This window comes from Acidovorax sp. FG42 (genome assembly GCF_057809195.1).
Window position 1 is genome coordinate 89,378 of record NZ_JBMDJM010000011.1, and the last position, 25,827, is coordinate 115,204.

A 25,827-nucleotide genomic window follows, 5' to 3' on the forward strand; every position below is an offset into this window, starting at 1 on the left:
TTTAATCAACCAAATCATCCGCCATTCAGTTGACTTTGTCAACCGATAGCCACGCCATGCCCCCACGCGCCCGCCCCGATGTGTTTGAAGCTCTGCACGACCTGATGCACGCCTACCGGGCGCGCATGGTGCGCGCCATGACCTCCGTGCACCCGGACCTGACCTTCAACGAGGTGCGCGCGCTGAACTTCATTGGCCGCCACCCCGGCGCCACGCAGAAAGAGCTGGTGCGCCACAGCGGCGCCGACAAGGCCCAGGTGGCACGCATGCTGGGCCTGTTGCAGGACAAGGGCTGGCTGGAGCGCCAGCCACACGTCGAGGACCGGCGCAGCCTGTGCCTCACGTTGAGCGCCGAGGGCCAGGCGCTGTACCAGGCCCTGCAGGCCGCGCGGCAAACCCTGTCGGCCCAGGTGCTGGCGGGCTGCGACGACGACACCCAGGCGCAGTTGCTGGCCCTGCTGGCGCGGGTGCGGACCAACCTGGACGCGCTGCCGCCCCTGGAGACTGGCGAGGACTGCGGCCACGGCAAGGGCCGGTCCTCCCGGTAGGGGCCCCTCGGAGGCGCTTCCGACGCTTTTTCAAGGGATTTTTGCCCCAAGCGCTAGTGCAATATGCCCTAGCAGCTATCAAATAGAGAGCAAATCACCGCCCCTGGATCACCCGCAACGCCTCGGGCAGCGAATGCACATGGGGCAGGAAGTGGTCGATGGTGGCGCCCAGCAGCACGGCGCAGACCAGCGCGCCCAGCAGGGGCTTCCAGGTCAGCCGCACGGCGGCGCTGAGCCAGCCCTCGCGCTCCACCCCCACGGCGGCGCGGGCCGTGGCCACCGAGAAGGCGATCTCCACCGCCACCGTGAGCAGCACATCCCAGCCAAAGAACAGCATGGCAAGCGAGCCCGCGCCCAGAATGAGCGCCGCGCCAATGAGAAAGATGGCCACCACGGGCACGACCACCACCGCGCCCTCATCGGCGCTGCCCAGTGCATCGGCCGCGCCCCCGGCAATGTCGCCCAGCACGCTGGAGTCGCTGCTGGAGCCCCCGCTGGACAGGCCTTGCGTCCACCCGCCCCCAAAGTCCCCCGATGCGCCACCGCCGCCAAAGTCGCCCCCGCCGGTGCGCGGCACAGGCACCTGGCCGCCCCCCGAGGGACCGTTGCCACTGGGCCAGGAGATGTCGGGCAGGTCCACACTGCCATCGCCCGACGGCCCATCCCGTCGCACCAGCCGCGCTGCCCACGCGCGCAGCACCAGCAGATAGCCGATGTAGCCCACCGACAGCGTGATCAAGTACCGCAGCGCCAGCGAATCCACGCCCAGCACCATCTGCAGGTGCGAGGTGGCCCACATCAGCAGCAGCGTGAAGCTGCCGATCAGCAACCCATGCCAGCGCAGGCTGTAGCGCTGCTGCAGGGTGCGCGCCACCGCGCCGTGGTGCGGCATGCGCACTGAGCGCCACGTGGAGCTGCTTTTCTTCTTGGAAGCTGAGGGGTTGCTGCGGGGTGTGGCCATGGAAGGATCGCGCTGCGCGCGGTGGCAAACAGACGGCGCCATTTCACACCAGTTTGCGGCCGCTCCGCGCGCAGCCGATACCCACTGCGTGAACTGTTACCCGAACCGCAGGGTAGAGATAGAGAGAAGGTGGACGTCAGGCCCCGCCGTCCACCGCCACCGGAACGCGCTGCGCCAGGGCACACATCAGCTCATAGCCCACGGTGCCCGCCGCCTGCGCCACCTCGTCGATGGACAACACCACGCCATTGCTGGCGCGGCCCCACAGCGTGACCTCGCTGCCAAAGCCTGCTTCCACACCCGCTTGCTGCAGGGGCGTGAGGTCCACGGTCACCATGTCCATGCTCACCCGCCCCACCAGGCGCGTGCGCACGCCGTTCACCAGCACCGGCGTGCCGGTGTCGCAGTGGCGCGGGTAGCCGTCCGCGTAGCCACAGGCGGCGATGCCGATGGTGAGCGGGCCGTCGGCCGTGAAGCGCGAGCCATAGCCCACGGTGTCGCCCGCCTGCAGCTGCTGCGTGGCGATGAGGCGGGTGGACAGCGTCATGGTGGGTTGCAACCCCCAGTGGCTGGCGTTGTGCTCGGGGAAGTCCGGCGCGCTGCCATACACCACGATGCCCGCGCGCACCCAGTCGGCACGCACGCCCGCATCCTGCGCGTGGCGCAGCGTCGCGGCGCTGTTACTCAGGCTGCGCTCGCCGGGCAGGTCCTGCGCCGCGGCGTTGAAGGCCGCCATCTGGTGCGCAATGCCACGCGGGCCGTCGGCGTCGCTGAAGTGGGTCATGAACGAAATCTCGTCCACCTGCGGCAGCGCGTTGAGCCGGGCCCACGCGGCGCGGTAGCGCTCGGGCGTGAAGCCCAGGCGGTTCATGCCCGAGTTCATCTTGAGGAACACCCGGTGCGGCACCTGCGTCTTGTGGGCGGCCAGCATGTCGATCTGCTCGTCGCAATGCACGGCATGCCACAGCCCCAGGCGCGAGCACAGTTCCAGGTCGCGCGGCTCGAACACGCCTTCGAGCAGCAGGATGGGCCCGCGCCAGCCCAGGTGGCGCACGCGCTCGGCCTCGGCCAGGTCCAGCAGCGCAAAGCCGTCGGCGCCGCGCAGGCCTTCGTACACCCGCTCGATGCCATGGCCGTAGGCATTGGCCTTGACCACCGCCCAGACCTTGGCGTCGGGCACCGACCGGCGCACGCGCTCGAGGTTGTGGTGCAGGGCCGTGGTGTGGATGGTGGCAGCAATGGGACGGGGCATGGGACAGACCTGATGAAGCGAGGGATTTACCGGGGGACCAGCGCCGGATTCTGGCACTGTGGCCGTTTATCCGCGTGATATAACCGCCTGTCCCTCGCTACGATTCCTCACATTTACCAGGGCATCAGCCCAACTGATGCTCTCACCAGCTATTCGATGAAGCGCGGTTTTTACACCATCATGTCGGCGCAGTTTTTCAGCTCGCTGGCCGACAACGCACTCTTCGTAGCCGCTGTGGAACTCCTGCGCACCGGAGGCGCCCCCGAGTGGCAGCGCGCGGCCCTGGTGCCCATGTTCGCATTGTTCTATGTGGTGCTGGCCCCCTTCGTCGGCGCCTTTGCCGATGCGCTGCCCAAGGGCAAGGTCATGTTTGTCAGCAACGCCATCAAGGTGGCGGGCTGCCTGATGATGCTGTTTGGCTCCCACCCGCTGATCGCCTACGCCGTCGTCGGCCTGGGGGCTGCGGCCTACTCGCCCGCCAAATACGGCATCCTGACCGAGCTGCTGCCCGCGTCGCAACTCGTTAAGGCCAACGGCTGGATCGAGGGCCTGACGATTGCATCGATCATCCTGGGCGTGCTGTTTGGCGGCCAGCTGGTGGGGCAGCAGTTGTCGGGCATGCTGCTGGGCTTTGACTTTCCGCTGATCGACACCGGTGTGGACACGCCCGCCGAGGCCGCCATTGCCGCGCTGATCGCCGTGTACGCGCTGGCCGCATGGTTCAACACCCGCATCCCGCACACGGGCGTCGAGATGCGCCCCCTGCGCGCCGACCCCTCGCGCAGCGTGCTGGCCAACACCCTCAACCTGCTGCCCGACTTCTGGGCCTGCAACAGCCGCTTGTGGCGCGACAAGCTGGGCCAGATCTCGCTGGCCACCACCACCCTGTTCTGGGGCGCCGGTGGCAACCTCAAGTTCATCGTGCTGGCCTGGGCCGCCGTGGCCCTGGGCTACAACACCACGCAGGCCTCGGCCCTCACGGGTGTGGTGGCCATCGGCACCGCCGTGGGTGCCGTGGTGGCCTCGATGCGCATGCGCCTGGACATGGCCACCCGCGTGATCCCGCTGGGCATTGCGATGGGGCTGCTGCTGATCCTGATGGTGTTCATCAGCAACATCTGGCTGGCCATCCCCTTCCTCATCGTGCTGGGCGGCCTGGGCGGCTACCTGGTGGTGCCCATGAACGCACTGCTGCAGCACCGGGGCCACAACCTGATGGGCGCGGGCCGGTCGATTGCCGTGCAGAACTTCAACGAGCAGGCCTGCATCCTGGGGCTGGGGGCGTTCTACAGCCTGTCGCTCAAACTGGGCCTGTCGGTGTTTGGCGCCATCACCACCTTCGGGCTGGTGGTGGCGGGCATCATGTGGATCATCCGCCGCTGGCACCAGCGCAACTGCGTGAACCACCGCGACGAAGTGAACCACCTGCTGGACATCGCGCGGCACGATACGCACCATTGACTCCTGATTGCGAAGCCCCCCTGTGCGGCTTCGCCGCTTCCCCCGAGGGGGACGCACCCAGTGGCCTGGCAGAGCCAGTTCCACGGGTGCACTGGCGAGGAGCCGCCCCGGTTTTGAGTGCTATGCCATGGCGCCAATTGCTACATAATTTATAGCTATCAGCGCATATTCAACTAGCGCTACCGCCTGTTTTTGCCTTCAATGCACTCTCCACTGCCCTTCGCCGCCCTGCTGTTCAACGCCTTTGTCTGGGGGCTGGCGTGGTGGCCGTTCCAGCACATGCACCAGGCGGGGCTGCACCCCTTGTGGGCCACGGCCTGCATGTATGCGGTGGTGCTGCTGGCGCTGCTGGCCTGGCGCCCCGGCATCTTGCAGCAGGTGCGCGCGCATCCGCAGCTGTGGCTGCTGGCGCTGGCCTCGGGCCTGAACAACGTGGCCTTCAACTGGGCCGTGACCATTGGCGACGTGGTGCGCGTGATCCTGCTGTTCTATCTGATGCCCGCCTGGGCCGTGCTGCTGGCCTGGAAGGTGCTGGGCGAGCGCCCAACCCCTGCGGCGCTGCTGCGCCTGGCGCTGGCTTTCTGCGGCGTGGTGCTGGTGCTGCTGCCCGAGGGCGCGCCTGCATCGCGCCTGCTGCAGAACCTGTCGCTGGCCGACGCTCTGGCGCTGTTGGGCGGCTTCATGTTCGCGCTCACCAACGTCACGCTGCGCCGCCTGCACACCGTGCCGGGGCCCGCGCGCATGTTCTCGATGTTTGGCGGCTGCATGCTCATGGCGCTGGCCGTAGCCAGCATTGGCCTGCAAGTGGGCGTGGTGGAACCCTTCCCCACCGTCAACAGCACCTGGGTCGTCACCGGCCTGCTGCTGGCCGGGGTGCTGATGCTGGGCAATTGGGCGCTGCAATTTGGCGCCGCCCGCCTTGCGGCGGGCACCACGGCGCTGGTGATGCTGTCGGAGGTGATGTTTGCCAGCGTGTCGTCGGCCCTGCTGGGCGCGGCCACGCTGAACACGCGCACCGTGCTGGGCGGGGCGCTGATCCTGCTGGCATCGCTGCTGGCCGCGCTGCAGTTCCGCCGACCGGGCGCTGCGGGCCCTCATTGATGGATTGACCCGGCTGCGTACAGGCCTCTGCAGCTGGGGCTACGATGGCCCGTCATCCCCACCCGGAGAACCCGCATGTCCACCAGCATCTACGACTTTGAAGCCCTGCAGATGAACGGCCAGGCCGTGCCCCTGTCGCAATACCGCGGCAAGGTATTGCTCATCGTGAACACCGCCAGCGCCTGCGGCTTCACGCCCCAGTTCGGCGGGCTGGAAGAACTGCACAAGGAATACGCAGACAAAGGCCTCGTCGTGCTGGGCTTCCCCTGCAACCAGTTCGGCGCCCAGGACCCCGGCAGCAACGACGAGATCGCCAGCTTCTGCCAGCTCAACTACGGCGTGAGCTTTCCGATGATGGCCAAGATCGACGTGAACGGCGCCAACGCCTCGCCCCTGTACCAGTGGCTCACCGCCGAAGCCCCGGGCCTGCTGGGCAGCAAGGCCATCAAGTGGAACTTCACCAAGTTCCTGGTCGGCAAGGACGGCCAGGTGATCCGCCGCTATGCGCCGCAGGATACGCCGAAGAAGCTGGCGGGGGATATTGAGGCGGCGTTGGCCGCCTGAATCACTGACCTGTTCAGTCTGCGGCAGCCGCCAGGGTAGGCAGCCACCGGCAGGACACCCGCTCTCGGCCCGTCACCGGATGGGCGTCCACCAGCCCTTCCACCAGGCCGTGGCGGGCATAAAAGCGCCTCGCACCGCTGTTGGCGGTTGCCACATGCAAGGTCCAGCCACCCGGGCACAGGCGATGCGCCTGTTGCAGCAGTTCGGCCCCCACGCCCTGGCCCTGCCAGTCGGGGTCCACAAACAGCTGGTGCACATGGGCCTGGGCAGGGTCCAGCACCAGGAACGCCGTGACCTCGGGGCCTTCGGCACGCACCAGCGTTACACACGGCGGGCCGAACTCCGCGCGGACCCGCGCCTCCCAATGGGCGAGCGGGGCCACCAACGCCACGGAAGGATTGGCGGAGCACCAGGCCCGGCGCCAGACGCGGGCCAGGGGCGTGCAGTCCGCGTCGGTGGCGGGCCGCAGAAGCGGCAACAGGGATACCGGGGCGCGAACGGGCATGCCAGGATTGTGTCAGCCCATCGGGGGCTGGGCCTGTGCCCGCAGGGCGACTCCCGCACGGGGCGCAGACGGCCCTCTCACACCCGGCAAACCGAACAGCGGCCGCAACCACCGTACGCGCCACACCACCGCCGTCAGCGCCCAGCACAGCACCACCGTCCCAGCCACCAGGGCCAGTGGCTCTGCCACCGGCCCCAGTTGCGCTGGCGCCAGCCACACCGCCAGCACGATGATGGCCGTCTGGTGCAGCAGGTACCAGGGGTAGACCGACTCGTTGGCCCAGCGCAGCCAGGGCCAGGGCCGGTTGAGGCGGTGATGCGCCCAGCCCAGGATGGCCAGCAGCGTCGTCCACAGGTAGCCGTCTGCCAGCACGCGCAGGGGCAGACGCGCAGCGCGCAAACCGTGTTGCTGCGCCGCTCCCAGCAGCCCCAGGTAACAAACCAGCAGCACCACCGCCAAAACGAAGGCGCGCCAGCGCAGGCGCACGAATTCCGCCCATAGACCGGTATCCAGTCCGATCCAGTAGCCGTAGACGAACACCGTGAAGTACACCGCGTGCAACCAGGCATCGTGGATCAAATCGTGCGTGGGCGGGAAATGCGGCCACAACAGTACCGAATACAGCGCCAGCGGCAGCACGGGCACCCCGACCAGCGCCGCGCCCCGCAGACCGGTGAACGCCCGGCGCACACGCTGCCCGGCGGTGGATTCGGCCAGGGGCAGCAGCACGGCCAGCACCACGGTATAGACCCACAGGTAGGCCAGGTACCACAGGTGGTTCCAGGTGACGCCCGCATGCCAGCCATCGAACGCGCCCGGCGGCCAGGTGCTGCCGCTGTAGTAGCGCAGCAGAAACGCACCGAAGCCCGGTGCGATGAGCCCGTTGGCCACGCCCTGCGCGTACGGCTGGTAGGGCACGATGACCGCCATGCCAAAGGCCAGCGGGATCAGCAGGCGCAGGGTGCGCAGCCGCACCAGCCCAGGCACCGTCTGTCCCCGCCGCACGAACCCGAAGGCGAGGCCGGAAATCAGGAATACCAAGTCCATGCGCCAGAGATTGAGTGCCCGCATGGGCGCCTGCAGCCATTCCGCAGCGTGCGGGCTTTTGAGGTGCCAGTGCCATTCGGCCACGTAGTACATGGCCACGTGGTACAGGATGACCAGGGCAAAGGCCAGCGCCCGCAGCGCGTCGATGTCATGGCGGCGGACGGGGGTGGAGGCACAGGAGGACATAGGCATGGCATCACAAATGCAAAAGGAACACAGGGGCTGATGCTGCGTCCCCGCCCCTGCGCCCACCACGACCAGGGGACGAGTTGGGGGGCCTTTGGGACCAGCGGGGGTCGGCAGGGACGAATCGCAGCTGTCCCGGAGCCACAGCGGCCCAGCCCTGCCTACACTTGCCCCCATGACCGCCCCCGCCGCGCCCGCCTGGATCGACCGCCACCCCCACGACCGCGCCCTGCGGCGCCGTGCTGAGGTCTGTTTTTGGGCCGTGGTGCTGCTGGTGCAGGCGGCCTTCAACACCGTGGTGACCCGGATCGAACTGCGCAGCGCTGGGCAGGCCGTGGCCGCATGGGAGCCCCTGCTGTGGGAGCTGACGAGCGCGCTGGTGGTGGCGGCGCTGATCCCGGCCGTGGTGGCTTTCGAGCAGCGCTTTGTGCTGCGCTGGGGCACGCTGCGGCGGCACCTGCCTTGGCATGTGCTGGCCAGCGCGGTGTATTGCACCATGCACCTGGCAGGCATGTGGGCGCTGCGCTACGCGGGCTATGCAGCGCTGGGCGAGCACTACCAGCCGCCCGGCTGGTGGGCGCAGTGGGGGTACGAATACCTGAAGGATGTGCGCAGTTACACACTCACGGTGTGTGCGCTGGTGAGTTACCGCTTTTTGCTGCTGCGCCTGCAGGGCGAGGCCCGCGTGCTGGATGCGCCCGAGCCCCCCTCCCCGCCTGCACTCCAGGAGCACGCCCCGGCCCCGGATGCCACCGCGCCGGACGATCCGCTCGCCCCCCCATCACCGCCCGCGCAGCGCCCCGAGCGCTTCCTGGTGCGCAAGCTGCGCCGCGAGTTCCTGATCGCTGCGGGCGATATCGCCTGGCTGCAGGCCCAAGCCAACTATGTGGGCCTGCATGTGAACGGGCACGACTACCTGCTGCGCTCCACGCTCACCGACTTCCTCACGCAGTTGGACCCTGCGCGTTTTGTGCGCGTGCACCGCAGCTACGCCGTCAACCTGGATGCCATTGCCGTCATCGAACCGCTGGACAGCGGCGACGCGCGTTTGGTGATGAAGGATGGGAGCAGCGTGCCGTGCAGCCGCCGGTACCGCGACGGGCTGGCGCCCTCCCGCATGGATTGAGCGCGCCCAGCTCAGGCATTGAGCCCCGGCGTTTTCGCGCCCCCCCATTCGGGTGGGCCCTCGGCCATCTCGGCCTCGACCTTGCGCAGCAGGTCGGCCAGGGTCTTCCCGGGCTCCTGACGGAACTGCTCTTCGAGCACCACCAGATCCACGATGCGGTCGATGCGAAAGCCCCGGAAATCATTGCGCAGCTCGCACCAGGCCGACAGCGTCCAGACCTTGCCCCAGTAAAAGCAGCCCAGCGGCCGCAGGCGGCGCAGACTGGGGCGGCCATGCACGTCGGCGTAGTCGATCTGCACCATGTGGCGGCTGTGCACCGCCTCGCGCAGTGCCTGCAGGTGGGACTGCACGCGGGGGTCGAGCCCCACCGAGGGCGCATACAGCGCCTGCGCCTCGGCCGCGACACGCGCCGCCGGGGGCAGCACGGACAGGATCTTGCCCAGCGCCATCTCCACCTCGCGGGCCAGGCCGGCGTCCAGCCAGGCTTGGGCCAGGCGGGCCGCCGCCACCAGGGCATTGGCTTCGCCCTGGCTGAACATCAGCGGCGGCAGGTCAAAGCCCGCGCCCAGGCGGTAGCCCACACCGGCTTCGCCCTCAATGGGCACGCCCTGGTGCTGGAGGTCCGCCACGTCGCGGTAGATGGTGCGGGCCGAGACTTCGAGCCGCTCGGCCAGGAAGGCGGCGGTGGACAGGCGCCGCCCCCGGATGAGCTGGACGATCTGGAACAGGCGGTCAGCGCGACGCATGAACGTAGCCCCGGGGGCGAACTGCCGCCGACCGCTTGGGCCGTATCAGGTCGCAAAACTCAGCCATGGCCTTTGCTCTGCTGCACCAGTGCGTCGTCGATCTGAGCTGCGCACACGAATGCGGGGCGCTGCATGAACGGCTGCGCATACCGCTCGAACGCCGGGCGACGTTCGATGGTGCCGAACTGCATGCCCCAGATCAGGTGCGCGCCCACATATAGGTCCACTGCGGTGAAATGGTCGCCGCAGAGGTACGGCCCCTGGCTCACGGCTTGCTCCAGGGTGTTCATCACATCGGCGTAACTGCCGTAGCCCACCATGGCCGCGCGTTCGGCGGGTGCCAGCAGGTTCAGCGCCTTGGCGGTGGCGGCGCTTTCCAGAGGGCCGGCGCAAAAGAACAGCCAGCGATAGTAGGCCGCGCGGGCTGGTGTTCCCACGGCCGGCGCCAGCGATTTGTCGGGGAACAGGTCGGCCAGATAGGCGCAGATGGCCGCCACCTCGGTGACCACCGCCTGCCCGTGCCGCAGTGCAGGCACCTTGCCCATGGGGTTGATGGCCAGGTAGTCGGGGGCCTTCATGGTGGTGCCGTATTCGAGCAGCACGGTGTCGTAGGGCACACCACACTCTTCCAGCATCCAGCGCGCGGTGCGGCCTCGGGACATGGGATGGGTGTAGAACGTCAGGGCAGCGGCAGATGTGTTCATGGGTGAGGCTCCTGGTTCGGTGAGGTCATGCGCGCGGCGCACCGGGGGCGATGCCGATATGGATGGCTACGCGGTCCGGGCCTTCGTACAGCTCGAAATCGGTGCCAAATCGCCGGGGCACCTGCGGGTGGGCCGCAAAGTAGCGCCAGACCTCGCCCCAGGCATCGATCACCATCTGCGGCATTGTGCCGTGGCCGTGGAACACCAGATAGTCGCCCGCCTGCACCGCGATCTGCACGGCCCCCGGCACCGGGGCAACGGGTGGCGGCACGGCCACGCCGGCGGTGACGTCAAAGGCGCCGTGTTCGTCAGATTCGTAGCCGCTGTAGACGCCGAAGATGCGGCCCTCTTCGCCACGGCCGGGCAGGGTGCGCTCCCAGCTTTGGCTGAAAAAGCGGTCCCACAGGGCGCCGATGCGGGCGGTGGCGGGGTCCATCTCGTCGCGGTTGCAGGTGCGCACCGTCAGTCCTACAACGTGGAACGCAGCCACCGCAGTGCGGGTGGGGGTGGTTGTCATGGTCGACCTCCTCTCTCTGTGTTGGGCCCGGCATGTTGCAGCCCGGCTGCTGACAACATGGTGTCAGTAGCCTGTCGGCAGCGCTGTCACGGAACGTGACACACGCTGGCGCAGACAAGGGCGCGCTTCAGATCCATGTCAGGACTCACGACAAGGTGACGGAAGCAGCGCCAGGGGGTGGTGGCGAGAGAAGGCCTGGGGAGCATTGCGCAGCCCCCACAGGGCACAGCCGGTCAGGCTGCGGTAGAGGCGCTGTCCGCCTGCACAGCGGCCGCAGCCGAAGCCGCTGCAGCAGCCGCCCGCCGGCGGGCGCGTTCCAGCTGCTGACCCACGGTGCGGGGCACCATTCCGTACATGTCGGCAAAGGCCTCCAGCGTCTGGCCGCTGGCCTCAAAGGCACGCAGCAGGGCTTCGTCCTTGGCGTTGCGGGCCGACCATTCGGCAAAGGCCTCTTCCAGGATGGCGTTGGCGGCATCGTCGCGGCTCAACACCAGCCCGGTGTAGGCCTCGCGCGTGAGGCCCGAGGCCTCAAACGCGGCCATCATGCGGTTGCGCAGCTTGGGCAGCAGGTCTTCGGTGGCGCGTGCCTTCTTGCGGCGGTACACCTCCAGCAGCGCATGGTGCACATGCTCGGGGGCCATGTCTTCCACGGGGTGCCCCTGCAGGTCGTGCCGCTTGTCACCCGCCGCCACGCTTTGCAGATAGCGGGTGGAGCGGGTGTGCAGGCCTAGCGCCACCTTGAGCGCCTCGCGCTCGAACAGCTCAGGGTGGGCGGCCAGGATGTCCTGGAAGATGCCGCGCTTGAGCGGGCGGAACACCGCGCCAAACAGGTGGGGGTACAGCGCTGCGAGCTGCTCCAGCGCAGGGTGCACGCGCTGGGGGGCGCGCGAAGCCGCACCGAGTGCGGCGGCTTGGGGGCTGCCTTCGGCGGTCCCTTCGGGCGCCTGGCGCCCCTCGGGCTTGCGGCGGTTGCGGCCACCACGGCGGGACCCGCCCTTGCGCTGCGGCTGGGGCGCACCGGCTTCGGCAGCAGGCGCTGCCGGGGACTCGGGGGTTGCCACGGCAACGGCAGCCTCGGCCACCACCGGTGCGGTCGGGGCGCTGGCAGGGGCTGCGTGGGGTTGTTCTTGTGTGGACGCGGAGTCGGTCATGGCAATGCGGTTCGGGGGCAAATCGAGGGCGACAAAACCCTCGATCATGCCAGTGTTGGCGTTGCGGGCGCCAAACAGCCCTGGGGACACGCTACTTTGCCAGTGGATGGGTGCACCACTGCTGCTCGCACGGAACCCCGTCGCCGTTCCCGTCCATCTTGGTCCCAGGGCAGTTCTGCAGGAAGAACTTGGCTTCGGAGCACGATGTCATCTGTGAGCAGTGTTGGCGACCGTCACAGCGATACGAGGTGGCGAATGCTTGCGTCGGAGCAGCGGGGGCGTGCTGCTGCGGTGTCTCCAGCGCCTGCGCCACCGCTTCAGCACGGACCGCTGCAGCCCGCTGCGTACGCCGGTCAAAATGCCAGTAGGCCGCCGCCAACAGCGCGCAGGCCACCACAAAGACAACGATGCGCATGGGCAGCCCCCGGGGCTCAGAGGGTTCGCGGCCGATGTCGCGGCGCGCCCGGGACAGGGCCGCAGTGGGCGAAGCGGCAGCGGACCGGTCTCGGCGCACTCGAACCGCCTGCTTCTTGCCGTCTTGGTTCAGGGAGATTTCAAAACTCAGCGTTTCATTCAGCTGCGGCCGCAGGCCGTCGCGCGCAAATGCCGAGATGTGCACGAACACATCCTGGCCTGCCGGGATGGGCGTGATGAAGCCAAAACCCCGGTCGTCGTTCCACCGAGTGAGCGTCCCCTCGAAGCGCATGGCCTCCCCTTTCTAAGCTGTTTGGGGCGCCATGGTAGCGGCTGGTCACACAGCCAACCGCGAGGCTGCGAGGTCACGGCCCCAATAGCGCCTCGTCCAGCACCTCCACCCAGTGCCGCACGGGCGTTCCCGTGCCACTTTGCAGGTGGGTGATGCAGCCGATATTGGCCGACAGGATCATGTCGGGCGGCTGGTTGCCGAAGGCCTCGCCGAGCACGCCGAGCTTGCGGTCGCGCAGCTGGTGCGACAGGTCGGGGTTGAGCACCGAGTATGTGCCGGCCGAGCCGCAGCACAGGTGGGCATCGTTGCGCGCGGTGCGCAGCTTGAAGCCCAGCTGGTTCAGGTGCGCCTCCACCCCGCCGCGCAGCTTCTGCCCGTGCTGGAGCGTGCAAGGGGGGTGGTAGGCGTACAGGGTGTCTGGCTGGTTGACCCTGCCCTGCAGCTTGGTGGCCAGCTCGGGCAGCAGGGCGGGCAGCAACTCCGACAGGTCGCGCGTGAGAGCGCTGATGCGTTCGGCCTTGGCTGCGTACTGTGGGTCGTCCTTCAGGATGTGGCCGTATTCCTTGACGGTGACGCCGCAGCCCGAGGCGTTCATGACGATGGCCTCGACCCCACCCGCTTCGACCAGCGGCCACCAGGCATCGATGTTGGCGCGCATCTCGGCCATGCCGCCGGCCTGGTCGTTGAGGTGGAACTTGACGGCGCCGCAGCAGCCCGCCTTGGGCGCGATCACGGTCTGGATGCCCACGGCGTCGAGCACGCGGGCGGTGGCCGTGTTGATGTTGGGCATCATGGCCGGTTGTACGCAGCCCGCCAGCATGAGCACCTTGCGCGCATGTCCGCGCGTGGGCCAGGCGCCGGCGTCCTGCGGTGCGGGCACCTTGGCCTTGAGCGACTCGGGCAGCAGGCCGCGCACCATTTGCCCGGCCTTCATGGCGGGGGCGAACAGGGGCGAGGGCAGGCCCTCCTTCAACGCCCAGCGCAGGGCTTTTTCGCCCACGGGGCGGGGCACTTTTTCATCGACGATCTTGCGGCCAATATCGACCAGGTGGCCGTATTGCACGCCGCTGGGGCAGGTGCTTTCGCAGTTGCGGCAGGTGAGGCACCGGTCCAGGTGCATCTGGGTCTTGCGCGTGGGCTCGGCGCCTTCAAGCACTTGCTTGATGAGGTAGATGCGGCCGCGCGGGCCGTCCAGCTCGTCGCCCAGCAGCTGGTAGGTGGGGCAGGTGGCAGTGCAAAAGCCGCAGTGCACACATTTGCGCAGGATGGATTCGGCCTCCAGGCCATCGGCGCGGGCACGGTATTCAGGGGAGAGCTGGGTTTGCATGGGGCATGCCTGGGCGAAGGAACAAAAAAGAGGGGGCTGGTTCAGCGCGCTGTCGGTGGGTCCTGCGGCACATCGTGCGGCGTCTGCAGCGCCAGCACCTTGCGCCAGGGCTGGCGCAGCCGGGCGCGGTCGGCCCACAGCGGGGGCAGCGACAGGGCCAGCAGCACCAGCGCCAGCGGCACCACAAACACAAAGCCCACATGCTTGAAGCCCGCCGCACCCGCAATGCCGCCCACCAGGAACATCCCCACCAGCCCGGCAAACAGCCGCAGCCGCGCCTGGTTGGCGCGCACCTGCGATTCGGGCGCGGTGCCGGTGCGGTTCCAGTAGAGCGCCTTGCCCATCTCGATGCCCAGGTCGGTCACCACGCCGGTCATGTGGGTGGTGCGGATCTGGGACGAGGACATCTTGGTCACCGTGGCGTTCTGCAGCCCCATGATGAAGGACAGCAGCAGCACCGTGAGCGGCACCGCAAACGGCGTGGGCCAGCTGAGGGTGATGGCGCCCACCAGGCCGAACAGCAGCATCAGCACGGACTCCAGCAGCAGCGGCAGCGCGTAGGTGCTGCGCAGCTTGCGCTGGCGCGCCCAGTTGACCATGATGGCCGTGGTGCCCGCCCCCGACATGAAGGCCCACAGCGCGCCCACGGCGCCCAGCACGAGCTTCATCTGCCCCAGCACCAGGTTGTCGGCCAGCGACGACAGGAAACCCGTCATGTGCGAGGTGTAGAGGTGCACCACCAGAAAGCCGCCCGCGTTCACCGCTCCGGCATTGAACGCCAGCAGCAGGCCCAGCATCCGGTTGCTTGCAACCGTCCGGTGGTGTCCGGTGAGGTGAAAAAGGCGTCGCATGGGCAAGGAAGCGTGGATGGCAAGGATGGATGGCTGTTGCCCTGCCTACCAGGCCCGCGCCATGCGGCCGGGGTTGAAGATGCCTGCGGGGTCGAAGCTGTGCTTGAGGCGGGTGTGAATTTGCTCCAGTGCCTTGGATTGCAGGTCAAAAGCACCGCTAGCGCCGGTTTTATTTGCCTCGGGAGCTATAAAAACAGAAGCACTACCACCCACTGCGCGGGCGGCTTCGCGCAGGGCGTCGCCTGCCGACTCGGGGGCCTGCACCCAGCGCAGCGCCCCGTGCCACTCCACCAACGGCTGCGCACCGCCCGGCAAAGCCAGCACCGGCGCGGTAGCGGGTACGGACAGGCGCCACAGGGCATGGTCGGGGCGCGTGGCCCGGTCGGTGAACCACGGCAAGGTTTGCTCGCGGCAGGCGGTCCAGTCGGCGGCCACTGTGGCGTTGTCCATGCGCGTGCCACCCATGGTCTTACACGCGGCCTCCACCGCCGCCACGGCGCCGCGCAGGCGCACATACAGGGTGCCTGCGCCTTCGTCGTGCACCCAGCAGCTGGCGTTGAGCGGCAGCGGCTGGCCGCCCCAGGCGTGCAGCTTGCGCAGAGCGTCGGCCTGGTTGATGCCCTCAAACAGGAGCGTGGCCTCGCCGGGCGCCACGGGCAGCACCTTGAGGCTCACCTCCGTCAGCAGGCCCAGCGTGCCCCAGGCCCCGGCCATCAGGCGCGCAACGTCATAGCCCGCCACGTTCTTCATCACCTGGCCGCCAAAGGTCAGCAGCTCGGCCTTGCCATTGAGCAGGGTCACGCCCAGCAGGTAATCCCGCACGGCGCCCACGCTGGCGCGGGCCGGGCCCGACAGGCCGGCCGCCACCATGCCGCCCACGGTGGCGGCGTCTGCAGGGGTCTTGGCGAAATGCGGGGGTTCAAAGGGCAGGCACTGGCCTTGTTCGGTCAGCACGGCCTCCAGCTCAGCCAGCGGGGTGCCAGCGCGCACGGTGACGACCAGCTCGCTGGGCTCGTAGCTCACGATGCCGCGCAGCACCCGGGTGTCGAGCACCTCGCCGTGCAGCGCCAGGCCATGGAAGTCCTTGGTGCCCCCGCCACGGATGCGCAACGGGGTCTGGTCGGCGGCGGCAGCGCGCACGCGCTCAGTGATCGGGGCGAGGGAGAAGTCCATCCGTGCATCGTAGCGGCAGCGGTCGGCCACACGGCAGGGGAGGAGCGTGAATTTTTTGAACAGCGGGTGTGCAAAGGACTGGCGGATGCCACGGGGCGCGTTTGTCCCCGCCAGTCCCACACCCCCACGCACTCGCTACCCACCGGTACGAAAAAAGCCCGCCGGTGGTCGGCGGGCTGAAATAACCAGAGGAGTAACTCGCTTGTTCTTATTGCGACGCCACGGTGCCACCAGACACCGCAGCGCGTGGGGCGCAGAGCGATCAGCGGTTGTACGCCGTTTCGCCGTGCGAGGTGATGTCCAGACCTTCGCGTTCGGCTTCTTCCGAAACACGCAGGCCCACGAGCAGGTCGGCGATCTTGTAGGCGATGAACGCCACCACACCAGACCAGACGATGGTGAACAGCACGCTCTTGACCTGCACCCAGACTTGAGCGCCCATGGCGAAGGTGTCAGGCGTCAGGCCGCCCGTGCCACCCAGGCTTTGCGAAGCGAACACACCGGTCAGGATGGCACCCAGGATACCGCCCACGCCGTGCACGCCGAACACGTCAAACGCGTCGTCCACGTTCAGCATGCGCTTGAGGCCACCCACACCCCACAGGCAGACCACACCAGCGATCAGGCCCATCACGATGGAACCCATGGGGCCCACGAAGCCTGCAGCAGGCGTTACGGCCACCAGGCCAGCCACCGCACCGGAGGCAGCACCCAGCATCGAAGCCTTGCCCTTGTGCAGTGCTTCACCAGCGATCCACGACAGCGTGGCGGCGGCAGTGGCCAGCACGGTGTTCACAAAAGCCAGGCCAGCGTTGGCATTAGCAGCACCGGCAGAGCCAGCGTTGAAGCCGAACCAACCCACCCACAGCAGCGAGGCGCCGACCATGGTCAGTGTCAGGCTGTGGGGCGTCATGGCTTCCTTGCCGAAGCCGATGCGCTTGCCCACCATGTAAGCGCCCACCAGGCCAGCGATACCGGCATTGATGTGCACCACGGTGCCACCCGCAAAGTCCAGAGCACCGTCAGCACCCAGCAGGCCGCCGCCCCACACGATGTGGGCCATGGGCACGTAGCTGAAGGTGAACCACAGCACCGAGAAGATCAGCACGGCAGCGAACTTGATGCGCTCGGCGAACGAGCCCACGATCAGCGCCACAGTGATGGCGGCAAACGTGCCCTGGAACGCGAAGAACACGTACTCGGGAATCGTGGTCAGCGCGCCAAAGGTCTCCTGGGTCACGCCCTTGAGGAAGATCTTGTCGAAGCCGCCGAAGAACTTGCCCTCGCCCGAGAACGCCAGGCTGTAGCCATAGATGGCCCACAGCAGCGAGATCAGCGAGAACACCACGAAGACCTGCATCAGCACCGACAGCATGTTCTTGCTGCGGCCCAGGCCGCCGTAGAACAGTGCCAGGCCAGGGATGGTCATCAGGATCACGAGCAGCGTGGAGGTCAGCATCCAGGCGGTGTCGCCGGAATCGACCTTGGGCGCCGGGGCCGCAGGGGCTGCCGGTGCGGCGGCCGCTTCTGCGGCAGGCGCGGCAGCGGCTGCGGGAGCTGCAGGAGCCGCTGCAGCATCAGCAGCCGGTGCGGCAGCCGCAGGGGCTGCGGCGGCTGGCTCGGTGGCGGCAGGCGCCTGGGCCATGGACAGGTTGCCCATGGTCAGCAGACCGAGCCCCAGAATGAAGGAAGCAAGCAGTTTTTTCATGGCGTTTCTCTTCTTGGATGGGATGCGGCCTCGCCCTTACAGGGCTTCCTTGCCGGTTTCGCCAGTGCGGATGCGCACCACCTGCTCCAGGTGGGTCACGAAAATCTTGCCGTCACCGATCTTGCCGGTGCGCGCTGCGGTCTCGATGGACTCGATCACGCGGTCCACCAGGTCGTCGGCCACAGCGGCCTCGATCTTGACCTTGGGGAGAAAGTCCACCACGTACTCTGCACCGCGGTACAGCTCGGTGTGGCCCTTTTGGCGGCCAAAGCCTTTGACTTCGGTCACCGTGATGCCTTGCACGCCGATGTCGGAGAGCGCTTCGCGCACTTCGTCGAGCTTGAAGGGCTTGATGATGGCTGTCACCATTTTCATTTTCAGATCCTCCGGAATGGGCGCCACCGGCGCCCATTGAGACTTACAGGGTTTTGGTGAGCGTGACGATCACGCGCGACTTGTTGACCGGGCCGTAGAAGGCCTTCTTGGTGGCGCCGACCACGGCAGCGCCGAGAGACACGCCGCCGCCGAAGTCGTACGAGCCGCCCAGGCTGTAATCCATGAAGTTGGGGGCGGTGATGTCACCACCAAAGCGGGTGAAGCCGACCGATGCCTTCAGCGTGGTGCTGGGGGCCACTTCCTGGGCAAACGCCAGGTTCAGGTAGCCGGTGTTGCGGCCCTTGAGGCCAGGGCCTGCGTAGGCAAAGTAGTCCTTGGACAGGGTGTGCGAGTACTTGGCCGTCACGGGGCCGAAGGTGGCGGCGCCATAGACTTCGGTGGTGTTGCCCGCGCTGTTGCCGGGGTAGATGTAGGTCAGCAGGCCCACGTCCAGGTCCACATCACCGGCCTTGAACTTGTAACCGCCGTAGATGTCGGATTCGAGCGAGTTGCCGGACAGCCAGTTGACGCTGGAGTTCCAGTTGCCCACGTAGAAACCGGTCTCGCCGAAGGTGTAGTCAAAGCCGCCTTGCAGTGCGGGCTTGACGGCCTTGACCTTGGACGTGTCCTGGTCCTGGCCACGGAACTTGTAGTTCGTGGTCAGGCTGACGTTGGCGGTGAGCTGGGCGCTGGCCAGCATGGGAAGGGTTGCAACAAGGGCAACGCCCAGGGTCTTGATGATGGCGCGGGTCATGTTTCCTCCGGTTGGACAAAGTAGGGACAAGCGCTTTAAGCACGGACCGTGCCACGCCAAGGTGCACAGGGCGCCGCACGGTTGCGTTGCGTTACAACAATCCCCAGTACAGTGGCGGTGACCGCGCTCGGGGCACCGCACTCAACTGGTGCAGGCGCCCCGCAGGCCGCGCTAAAAACCTACAAAACGCACCCATCTGGGGAGAAATCGCTTCATGAGTCTTGCTTTGGTGCAAAGCCGCGCCCTTCTGGGGCTGCAGGCGCCTGCAGTCACCGTCGAAGTGCATCTGGCCAACGGTTTGCCCAGCTTCACCCTGGTCGGGCTGGCCGAGGTGGAGGTGAAAGAAGCCCGCGAGCGTGTGCGCTCTGCACTGCAGAACGCGGGGCTGGAGTTCCCGACCAATAAGCGCATCACCGTCAACTTGGCACCCGCGGATTTGCCCAAGGATTCGGGCCGCTTTGACCTGCCCATCGCCTTGGGCATCCTGGCCGCCAGCGGGCAGGTGGACGCCAGTCGCCTGGCGGGGTACGAGTTTGCGGGCGAGCTGTCGCTGTCGGGCGAGCTGCGCCCCGTGCGCGGCGCGCTGGCCACCAGCCTGGCCCTGCAGACGCAGCAGATCGACGCTCAGCTGGTGCTGCCCCCCGGCAGCGCCGAAGAAGCCGCCCTGGTGCCCGCCGCACGCGTGGTGCGCGCCCGCCACCTGCTGGACGTGGTACGGGCGTTCCTGCCACCCGGCAGCACGGCCGGTGGCGATGCCGACGTGGCCAACGACGGCTGGACGCGCCTGCAGGCCACCGCGCTCGCCACCAGCACCACCGGGCCCGACATGGCCGACGTGAAGGGCCAGGCCGGTGCCAAGCGCGCGCTGGAGATTGCAGCGGCCGGGGGTCACAGTGTTCTGATGGCCGGGCCACCCGGCTCGGGCAAGTCGATGCTGGCGCAGCGTTTTGCCGGGCTGCTGCCCGCGATGACGGTGGACGAAGCGCTGGAGAGCGCTGCCATTGCCAGCCTGGCGGGCCGCTTCAGGCCCGAGACCTTTGGCGTGCGCCCCACGGGCCAGCCCCACCACACGGCCAGCGCGGTGGCGCTGGTGGGCGGTGGCTCGCCACCCCGGCCGGGTGGGCATCATCAAAGTTGCGTACAACGGACCGGCTATATGAATCAATGACTTGCGATTCCTCCAATCACAGTTGGGGCCAAAGACCAATCGAAGTTAAAGACCAAAATGTTTGGAAGAGCCCGTGGAGCATCAACAGCAGGCTGGCTTGCTGGCGAAAGAGCAGACTACCGGTCATCCCAAAAACCGGGATGATCGTCGCCACTTCTGGGACGAGTTTGGCTGCCAGCTTCAGGAGCGAAAAAGGCGCAGAATGAATCCATGCCGCGCTTCTGGCTCTCTGAACTCTTCGACCCAGCTGATTCCGAGCTGGCAACGTTCTCCCTCTCTCTGGAAGAATTTGTGGCGCGTACCGGAGGAATGCCCTCGGACGTGGACAAGAGGGAACAGGATCGAAGGGCAAGAATTCAGAGCATTGAGGAAGACGATGCTGTCTTTTGATGCTGCCGCCTTCATTGAGCTTGTGGTTTGATCGTTCGCTGACCATGCCCAGCCCCTCCAAATTCCCTTCGCCTCCTGATGAGCGATCGATCCCAAGCGAGCGCACCCCATCGGATGAAAATCTTCGGCCCACTCAGTTGAACACCGAGCTACACGCTCGCATCGCCAAGACTGGTAGCGCTCGCCCCTCCACCTACGAGAGCGCGATGAAGGCTCTTCAACGGGTTCGCGAACAACGCGGAGCGGCGGGCTCCTAACGCAGCGCCGTCTCGAATCTCGAAGGTCAGCAACGGTTGAGCCCGTTGTCGCCTCTCCCTTTCAAATCCATCAGTTCGTCGTGTCGCCAGACAGCGCTTGCTCGGCCGCGAGTCTGCGAAGCTCCTCAACCTCTTTCAACGTCGGCATCCCCACCGCGCCCAGATCACCCTGGTTGCAGCACACCTTGGCCAGCAGATGCGCGTGAAAGAGCGTGGCTCGCTCATGAGGAGCACCGCACTCTGCCGCGAACAGGCCGCGCCGACCGGAAAGCAGCTGCAGAGCCGTCACCAGCGACCAGTTTGATCCGTGCGCGGCTTTCAATCCAGCGATCGCCGCCTCCTGTTCACCACTTTCTGTCGCCCATGCGAGCACCACTTGCGCGCATTGCCGCACAAGAGGCAGTTCAGAAGGTGCGGCAGCACGGGCCTTAGCGATCTTGTGAAGTAGTGCGGGGCTTGGCTTTGACATAGGTGTGTGAGCCTAGATAGTCAGTAGAACCCGGATCATCCTCTCCCCGCGGCTACGGCCCTCGCGGCCCTTGCAAGGGAGCATTTTGCGGTGAATTGCGGTAGTTTCCCGCAATTGCGGATCGCGCAAGTCATTGATTCTATTGAGTAGCTCAGTGTCTGCAGGGAGCCGTTCCACCTGACCTCGCAGAGACGCACGCCAAGTGCCCGGCTCGCCGCGTGCTCATTCATGGGGCTACTTCTCACTCGTAGAGAGCACATCTACCATCGAGGACATGAGATCGGCGGCAGAACTCGATGAGCGCAGCTTGCTGCCCTGCATCGTCTTGTCGTACTGAAAATCTCAAGCGATAGACCTCGGCATCGATGCAGTCTGATCGCCGCACTGGATCCTTCCGAACGGGGAAACGCGTTGCGCTCGGCATCACCCTTTGCGGGAGTTCTTGCTGAGTCTAAAGGTCTCTCGTTCCTCGAGGCATGGAGCGCAGATCACCAGACACCGCGCTCAGCCGCGACTGCTTTGAAAGTAGAGCAGGATGCGAAACACAGTTGACCTGAGTCGTTGATTTGATTCAATCAAGACATGGACTACGACAAAAGTCAAAAAATCAAATCCCAATCAGAGACGCCACAGGGTCCACTTTCGCGCGAACACATCTACGATCTGGTTTGGGAGGAGCCCATGCTGCGTGTCGCAGAACAACTGGGTGTTTCCTCCAGCTATATGGCCAGGGTATGCACCGAACTCCGCATCCCGCGGCCTCCGCGTGGCTACTGGGCTCAACTTGAGTTTGGAAAGGCGCCTGCCCGACCGTCCTTGCCGGCCTCACGCGTGGGCGACATCACTGAGTGGAGTGCCGGTGACTTCATTGGTACAACGGAGCGCTCGGCCCAGAAGCAAGTCCGAGCGACTGAGATTTCTCGTGAGCAGCCGGACGAAAAAGGCGCTGTCACACAAAAAGCACGAAGTGCTAGCGCGCCTGAGATCGAGAAGATTCACCCCCTGCTGGTAGGCATCAAACCCTTATTCCTGAAGACACGAAACAGTGACTCAGGCGTGCTCCGGCCATACAAGCGGCTCATGCCAGACATTCTTTCCTCCAAGGAAGCATTGGATACCGCGATCGCCTTCGCCGATCGGCTATTCCGGGCGCTCACGAAGCAAGGGCACCGTGTGGCCATAGCGCCAACAAGCGTTCAAATGCGACGCACAGACGTCGATCTACGCGAAGTCCCCAGAAAGAACCATTATCAGCAGGCCTCCTGGAATCCTGAGCGCCCCACAGTCGTGTACATCAGCGAGGTGCCTATCGGTCTGACACTGTTCGAGATGACGGAACAGATCGAGATGCTTTACCTCGGGGATAGCAAATACATTCCTGTTCGGGATCTTGCACCGAACCAACAACGCAAGCTCTCTGACCCCCGATATTGGACAACCAAGAAAGACCTCGCTTCAGGCCGTTTCTGCTTACAGGCATATTGCACGTCATGGCGGGTCAACTGGGTCAAACGATGGACCGAGGTCAAGCCAGGTCAGCTGTCATCACTCGTATCGACCATCGTGTCCGAGCTGGAATCAGCAGGACCGGAACTGGCGATGAAGCTTGAGACGGCCAGAATTCAAGCCGAAGAGGAACATAGGCGCCGGGAGGAAGAACAGCGCCTCCGCCGCGAAGCCGAAAGCCAAGCGCTTCGCGCAAAGCAGCGACAACAGTCACGCCAGGAATTGCTTACCGCCATCTCGGCCTGGGACGAAGCGCAAAGAATTGAGGCCTATTTCGCGGAAGTTGAACGTTCCGCGGCAAGCCTGAACGACGAGGAGCGACGTCAATTGTTGGAACGGCTATCGGATGCCCGAAAGCTGGTTGGTCCTTTGGATCCGCTGAAACTCCTGCTTCACTGGAAAGCACCTCCGGAGATGTAGTGGATGACAGCGTCTCTAGAACAGAACCTGGGCTTCAGCAAACGCACAATCGACCCAAGGACGTTCATCGACGCCGACCTGGCTGCCACTTTCCCGACCTGCGCCCAGAACTTTCTTTGTAGTCACATGCCGGGAAGCGATTGCACGCGCTGAACGTGCCGTAAGGGCCTGACCGCGGTACCAAGCTCCCTTTCTGACACCGAGGACAGATCCGGGCATCCACCTCATCCCCATCGAGGGACTTGATCTCCAAGCCATGCTCTTTGACCAGTTCCAGAACGAAGCTGGAGCGGCTGTGAGCAACGGTGAGCATGTGCACCTGCTGCCGAGCGCGAGTCAATGCGACATAGAAAAGCCGCCGCTCTTCCGCCATCGGATACGCCTCCGGCTCCGGCATTGCCAACTGCAGCACCGGATCATCTACGACTCCACTGGGGAAACTCGACGCGCCGCTCACCATCCGGGGCAAGATCACGTGATCCGCCTCCAAGCCCTTGGACCCGTGCACGGTCATGAACCGAACTTCAAGAGAGCCTTGAAGGTCAGACCACGAAGGCAGCAGTTCCTCATCGCGCCGATAGCGCCCCAGCACGAAGACTGTGATTTTCCTGCTTGCGCCGGCAGGCGCCTGAGCGAGCCCTTCCAAGATCGCTCGGACACCGAACCGCAGCCGCGCGCGCTCTCCAACCTCCACGACGGAAAACGTTCGCTCCGGCACTGGCGCTTTGGAAAGCACCGATTTTTTGATCTGCGCAGTGTTCTTCAGGACAAAGCGGCTCGACACATCGCAGATGGGTTGCGGGCATCGGAAGGTCTGCTCTAGACGCAAGGTCGTGGCCTCGCCAAACCATTTGTCGAAGCCAGTCATGACCGAAAGGTCTGCGCCGGCGAATCGGTTGATGCTCTGCCAGTCATCCCCTACCGCAAAGAGGCAGCACCCAGGAACGGATACCAAAGCTCGTATGAGACGCGCTCTGGCGTAGCTGGCATCTTGAAACTCATCCACCATGATCAGCTCGTAGGTACTCTTCCATCGCCCGCTCTCGATATGGTCTGATGCCAGGTTCAGCATGTCATCGAAATCAATCGCTTTGGCCTCTGTGAGCTTCGCTTCCCAAGCGTCCCGGATTGCATCGAAAAGTCGAAGGAAGATTTCATGCCGGAATCGGAAAGGACTGGTGTTTGCGCGATCCAACCGCGCTTGAAGTTCGTCGCGGCCGAGCCTATTGCTCTTGGCATGCGTCAGAAAAGTTCGGAACGTCCTGATGAGCGCATCGTTCTCGATGGCTGGAGCACCCTGCGAAGGTCGATCAGGGTTTGGATCGAGAACAACGCCGTGGGCCTGGAGCTCCGCAGCCAACTTGCTGAAGATCTGACCGCCCCACAACTCCGCCATGGTCGTCTCCAGCAAGGTGGTCCCATGGGTTCGGTGGCATTGCCGCTTCCACGCCATCCCCTCGCGGTAACCGGCAAATTCCTCGGGCGGGTTGCCCTTGCCGTCCACCGCCCAGTGCTCGTGGTAAATATCGATGGACGGATAGTAGAAGTCCGGCCGGTACTGGCGATACCGTTCGTCCGCGGTGTCGACTTCATATGGCCCTTCATATCGATAGGGCACCCCGTTGTAAAACAGCCAATCGGCGATGAGCCGCTCCCCGCGGCTCTTCACGACCTCCCCCTGCAGAGTCCGAAAACCCCGACTGCGGGTTTCACGGTCCCAGTCTTCGGGCTCCTCCTGTTCGTTGCCAAACTTCGGCAAGTCACGCCCCAGGACGATGCGGAACAGATCCCAGTTGGTACGAAACGTGGGATCGCGATCCTTCAGTTCATCGACGATGGCCATCAACTGCTGATGATCTCGACCTTGCTCGACCCACGGCGCCAAGGAGGGCTTCTTGCCAGTGGCTGCACCGATGACATCCAAGCCGAAAGCGTGGAAAGTTCTGGCTTTGACGCGATCTGCAGGTAGGCCCAGAGGCGTGAGGCGCTCCTTGACCCGTTGCTGAAGTTCCTTGGCCGCATCGGCGTTGAAGGCCATCAGCAAGATGCGGTCAGGCTCCATGAGATTGCGCCTGAGAGCAAACCCAGCCTTCGCAACCATGGTCGAGGTCTTCCCTGAGCCGGCGGCCGCGACAACCAGCATGCGACTGTCGAAGCACACCACGGAGGTGGCTTGATCTTGGGTGAGCGGCGACTTCTCGACGGTACGCAAAAACTCCTCATGAAGTTGGAGCTCACGTGTCAGGTGACGCTCATTGAGCTGTTTGGCCAGATCCTTGGGTTGACTTCTCCATATGCCCAGCAGTCGTTGCCGATCCTGATCCAGCGTCTGGATATGTTGGGCTACGGCCTTATGGCCGACCAAGTCCGCCAGTCCATCCGCCGGACGCTTGTCACGCCAATGCCGGACGAACTCGGAGGTGAGCCATCCCTTTTTTTGAAACTGTTCTGCGCAAGCGATGGTGAAGGCTTTGGCCCACTGCAGGGCTGGCTGGGACTCGCGCTCAAACCGATCAACAAGAGCTCGTGCGTGCAGTTCCGCTCGATGCTCCTCAAGGGCCTTTTGAAGTGAGGCGCGTAGTTCCTTGCCTTCGCTGTTTGGAAGACCATCCAGACGCGCATTCACGACGTCGGGAATCCGAAACCGAACCGCTGACCAGATGATTCCGGGCTCAACGGTAAGGTGATCGGCATCAGAGATGTCGAAGCGCCTGGCCTTGTCGCCGATCTGGAGGGTGAAATGCCGAGATTCGAGCTCCAGCGACCAAGCTGGAGACCCTGTCAGCGACACACCAATCCTGGATGGTTGCCAACTGGGCATCAGATCGCCGTCCCTCGGGGAAACACGCAGGGG

General features: G+C 65.5%; 24 protein-coding genes and 1 pseudogene. 8 read left to right on the top strand and 17 right to left on the bottom strand.

Going from position 1 to position 25,827, the window contains the following annotated elements; genetic code table 11:
* The first annotated feature begins 56 nt into the window (after positions 1 to 56).
* Positions 57 to 548, top strand: coding sequence for a MarR family winged helix-turn-helix transcriptional regulator (locus ACODSM_RS13275; RefSeq protein WP_488805578.1), 492 nt, complete (start codon positions 57 to 59; stop codon positions 546 to 548).
* Between the two features lie 94 nt (positions 549 to 642).
* Here ACODSM_RS13275 and ACODSM_RS13280 read toward each other — a convergent pair whose 3' ends face one another.
* Positions 643 to 1,509 carry a hypothetical protein gene (locus ACODSM_RS13280; protein WP_488805579.1) on the bottom strand — a complete coding sequence of 289 codons (867 nt, stop codon included), beginning with the start codon at positions 1,507 to 1,509 and terminating at the stop codon, positions 643 to 645.
* Positions 1,510 to 1,645: 136 nt separating this feature from the next.
* Entirely contained in the window at positions 1,646 to 2,761 is a 1,116-nt protein-coding gene (gene alr / locus ACODSM_RS13285; protein ID WP_488805580.1) for an alanine racemase, read from the bottom strand.
* Positions 2,762 to 2,917: 156 nt separating this feature from the next.
* Here alr and lplT point away from each other — a divergent pair, with 156 nt between their 5' ends.
* From lplT to ACODSM_RS13300, 3 genes are all read left to right on the top strand, one after another.
* A complete protein-coding gene (gene lplT, locus ACODSM_RS13290) occupies positions 2,918 to 4,222 on the top strand; it encodes a lysophospholipid transporter LplT (protein WP_488805581.1) in 1,305 nt (434 codons plus the stop codon).
* Positions 4,223 to 4,423: 201 nt separating this feature from the next.
* Entirely contained in the window at positions 4,424 to 5,323 is a 900-nt protein-coding gene (locus tag ACODSM_RS13295; protein WP_488805582.1) for a DMT family transporter, read from the top strand.
* 75 nt (positions 5,324 to 5,398) lie between these two features.
* Entirely contained in the window at positions 5,399 to 5,887 is a 489-nt protein-coding gene (locus tag ACODSM_RS13300; protein WP_488805583.1) for a glutathione peroxidase, read from the top strand.
* Positions 5,888 to 5,900: 13 nt separating this feature from the next.
* On the opposite strand, the gene ACODSM_RS13305 is transcribed toward ACODSM_RS13300, so the two are convergent.
* Positions 5,901 to 6,392, bottom strand: a complete 492-nt coding sequence (locus ACODSM_RS13305; protein WP_488805584.1) for a GNAT family N-acetyltransferase — start codon at positions 6,390 to 6,392, stop codon at positions 5,901 to 5,903.
* A 12-nt stretch (positions 6,393 to 6,404) separates the two neighbouring features.
* Positions 6,405 to 7,625, bottom strand: a complete 1,221-nt coding sequence (locus ACODSM_RS13310; RefSeq protein ID WP_488805585.1) for an acyltransferase family protein — start codon at positions 7,623 to 7,625, stop codon at positions 6,405 to 6,407.
* Between the two features lie 175 nt (positions 7,626 to 7,800).
* Between ACODSM_RS13310 and ACODSM_RS13315 the strand changes: the two genes are divergently transcribed.
* Positions 7,801 to 8,751 (top strand): LytTR family DNA-binding domain-containing protein, encoded by a 951-nt coding sequence (locus ACODSM_RS13315; protein ID WP_488805586.1) that lies wholly within the window; start codon positions 7,801 to 7,803, stop codon positions 8,749 to 8,751.
* Between the two features lie 11 nt (positions 8,752 to 8,762).
* On the opposite strand, the gene ACODSM_RS13320 is transcribed toward ACODSM_RS13315, so the two are convergent.
* The 11 genes from ACODSM_RS13320 to ACODSM_RS13370 form a co-directional block, all read right to left on the bottom strand.
* A complete protein-coding gene (locus ACODSM_RS13320) occupies positions 8,763 to 9,497 on the bottom strand; it encodes a helix-turn-helix transcriptional regulator (RefSeq protein ID WP_309827427.1) in 735 nt (244 codons plus the stop codon).
* Positions 9,498 to 9,556: 59 nt separating this feature from the next.
* Positions 9,557 to 10,201: a glutathione S-transferase family protein gene (locus tag ACODSM_RS13325; RefSeq protein ID WP_488805587.1), complete on the bottom strand. Its 645-nt coding sequence runs from the start codon at positions 10,199 to 10,201 to the stop codon at positions 9,557 to 9,559.
* Positions 10,202 to 10,226: 25 nt separating this feature from the next.
* Positions 10,227 to 10,718 carry a GyrI-like domain-containing protein gene (locus ACODSM_RS13330; protein ID WP_110960482.1) on the bottom strand — a complete coding sequence of 164 codons (492 nt, stop codon included), beginning with the start codon at positions 10,716 to 10,718 and terminating at the stop codon, positions 10,227 to 10,229.
* Between the two features lie 233 nt (positions 10,719 to 10,951).
* The gene (locus ACODSM_RS13335; RefSeq protein ID WP_488805620.1) at positions 10,952 to 11,869 is read right to left on the bottom strand and encodes a ProQ/FINO family protein; all 918 of its coding nucleotides are present in this window, start codon (positions 11,867 to 11,869) and stop codon (positions 10,952 to 10,954) included.
* Between the two features lie 91 nt (positions 11,870 to 11,960).
* Positions 11,961 to 12,575, bottom strand: coding sequence for a cold shock domain-containing protein (locus ACODSM_RS13340; protein ID WP_488805588.1), 615 nt, complete (start codon positions 12,573 to 12,575; stop codon positions 11,961 to 11,963).
* Positions 12,576 to 12,648: 73 nt separating this feature from the next.
* Positions 12,649 to 13,902, bottom strand: a complete 1,254-nt coding sequence (gene glcF, locus ACODSM_RS13345) for a glycolate oxidase subunit GlcF (protein ID WP_488805589.1) — start codon at positions 13,900 to 13,902, stop codon at positions 12,649 to 12,651.
* Between the two features lie 41 nt (positions 13,903 to 13,943).
* A complete protein-coding gene (locus tag ACODSM_RS13350) occupies positions 13,944 to 14,753 on the bottom strand; it encodes a YoaK family protein (protein WP_488805590.1) in 810 nt (269 codons plus the stop codon).
* A 45-nt stretch (positions 14,754 to 14,798) separates the two neighbouring features.
* Positions 14,799 to 15,926, bottom strand: a complete 1,128-nt coding sequence (gene glcE, locus ACODSM_RS13355) for a glycolate oxidase subunit GlcE (RefSeq protein ID WP_488805591.1) — start codon at positions 15,924 to 15,926, stop codon at positions 14,799 to 14,801.
* Positions 15,927 to 16,188: 262 nt separating this feature from the next.
* Positions 16,189 to 17,634: an ammonium transporter gene (locus ACODSM_RS13360; protein ID WP_060984557.1), complete on the bottom strand. Its 1,446-nt coding sequence runs from the start codon at positions 17,632 to 17,634 to the stop codon at positions 16,189 to 16,191.
* Positions 17,635 to 17,670: 36 nt separating this feature from the next.
* Positions 17,671 to 18,009 (bottom strand): P-II family nitrogen regulator, encoded by a 339-nt coding sequence (glnK, locus tag ACODSM_RS13365; protein ID WP_015012094.1) that lies wholly within the window; start codon positions 18,007 to 18,009, stop codon positions 17,671 to 17,673.
* Positions 18,010 to 18,052: 43 nt separating this feature from the next.
* Positions 18,053 to 18,763 (bottom strand): TorF family putative porin, encoded by a 711-nt coding sequence (locus ACODSM_RS13370; RefSeq protein ID WP_488805592.1) that lies wholly within the window; start codon positions 18,761 to 18,763, stop codon positions 18,053 to 18,055.
* A 214-nt stretch (positions 18,764 to 18,977) separates the two neighbouring features.
* Between ACODSM_RS13370 and ACODSM_RS13375 the strand changes: the two are divergent.
* A pseudogene (locus ACODSM_RS13375) lies at positions 18,978 to 19,892 on the top strand (YifB family Mg chelatase-like AAA ATPase); the annotation flags it as partial.
* Between the two features lie 249 nt (positions 19,893 to 20,141).
* A complete protein-coding gene (locus ACODSM_RS13380) occupies positions 20,142 to 20,321 on the top strand; it encodes a hypothetical protein (RefSeq protein ID WP_422832650.1) in 180 nt (59 codons plus the stop codon).
* Between the two features lie 327 nt (positions 20,322 to 20,648).
* On the opposite strand, the gene ACODSM_RS13385 is transcribed toward ACODSM_RS13380, so the two are convergent.
* Positions 20,649 to 21,047, bottom strand: a complete 399-nt coding sequence (locus ACODSM_RS13385) for a hypothetical protein (protein WP_422832648.1) — start codon at positions 21,045 to 21,047, stop codon at positions 20,649 to 20,651.
* A gap of 582 nt (positions 21,048 to 21,629) precedes the next feature.
* On the opposite strand from ACODSM_RS13385, the gene ACODSM_RS13390 reads away from it, so the two are divergent.
* Positions 21,630 to 22,973: a hypothetical protein gene (locus ACODSM_RS13390; RefSeq protein ID WP_488805593.1), complete on the top strand. Its 1,344-nt coding sequence runs from the start codon at positions 21,630 to 21,632 to the stop codon at positions 22,971 to 22,973.
* A 64-nt stretch (positions 22,974 to 23,037) separates the two neighbouring features.
* Here the strand turns inward: ACODSM_RS13390 and ACODSM_RS13395 are convergent, their stop codons facing one another.
* Positions 23,038 to 25,794, bottom strand: coding sequence for a UvrD-helicase domain-containing protein (locus ACODSM_RS13395; protein ID WP_488805594.1), 2,757 nt, complete (start codon positions 25,792 to 25,794; stop codon positions 23,038 to 23,040).
* Positions 25,795 to 25,827: the final 33 nt, after the last annotated feature.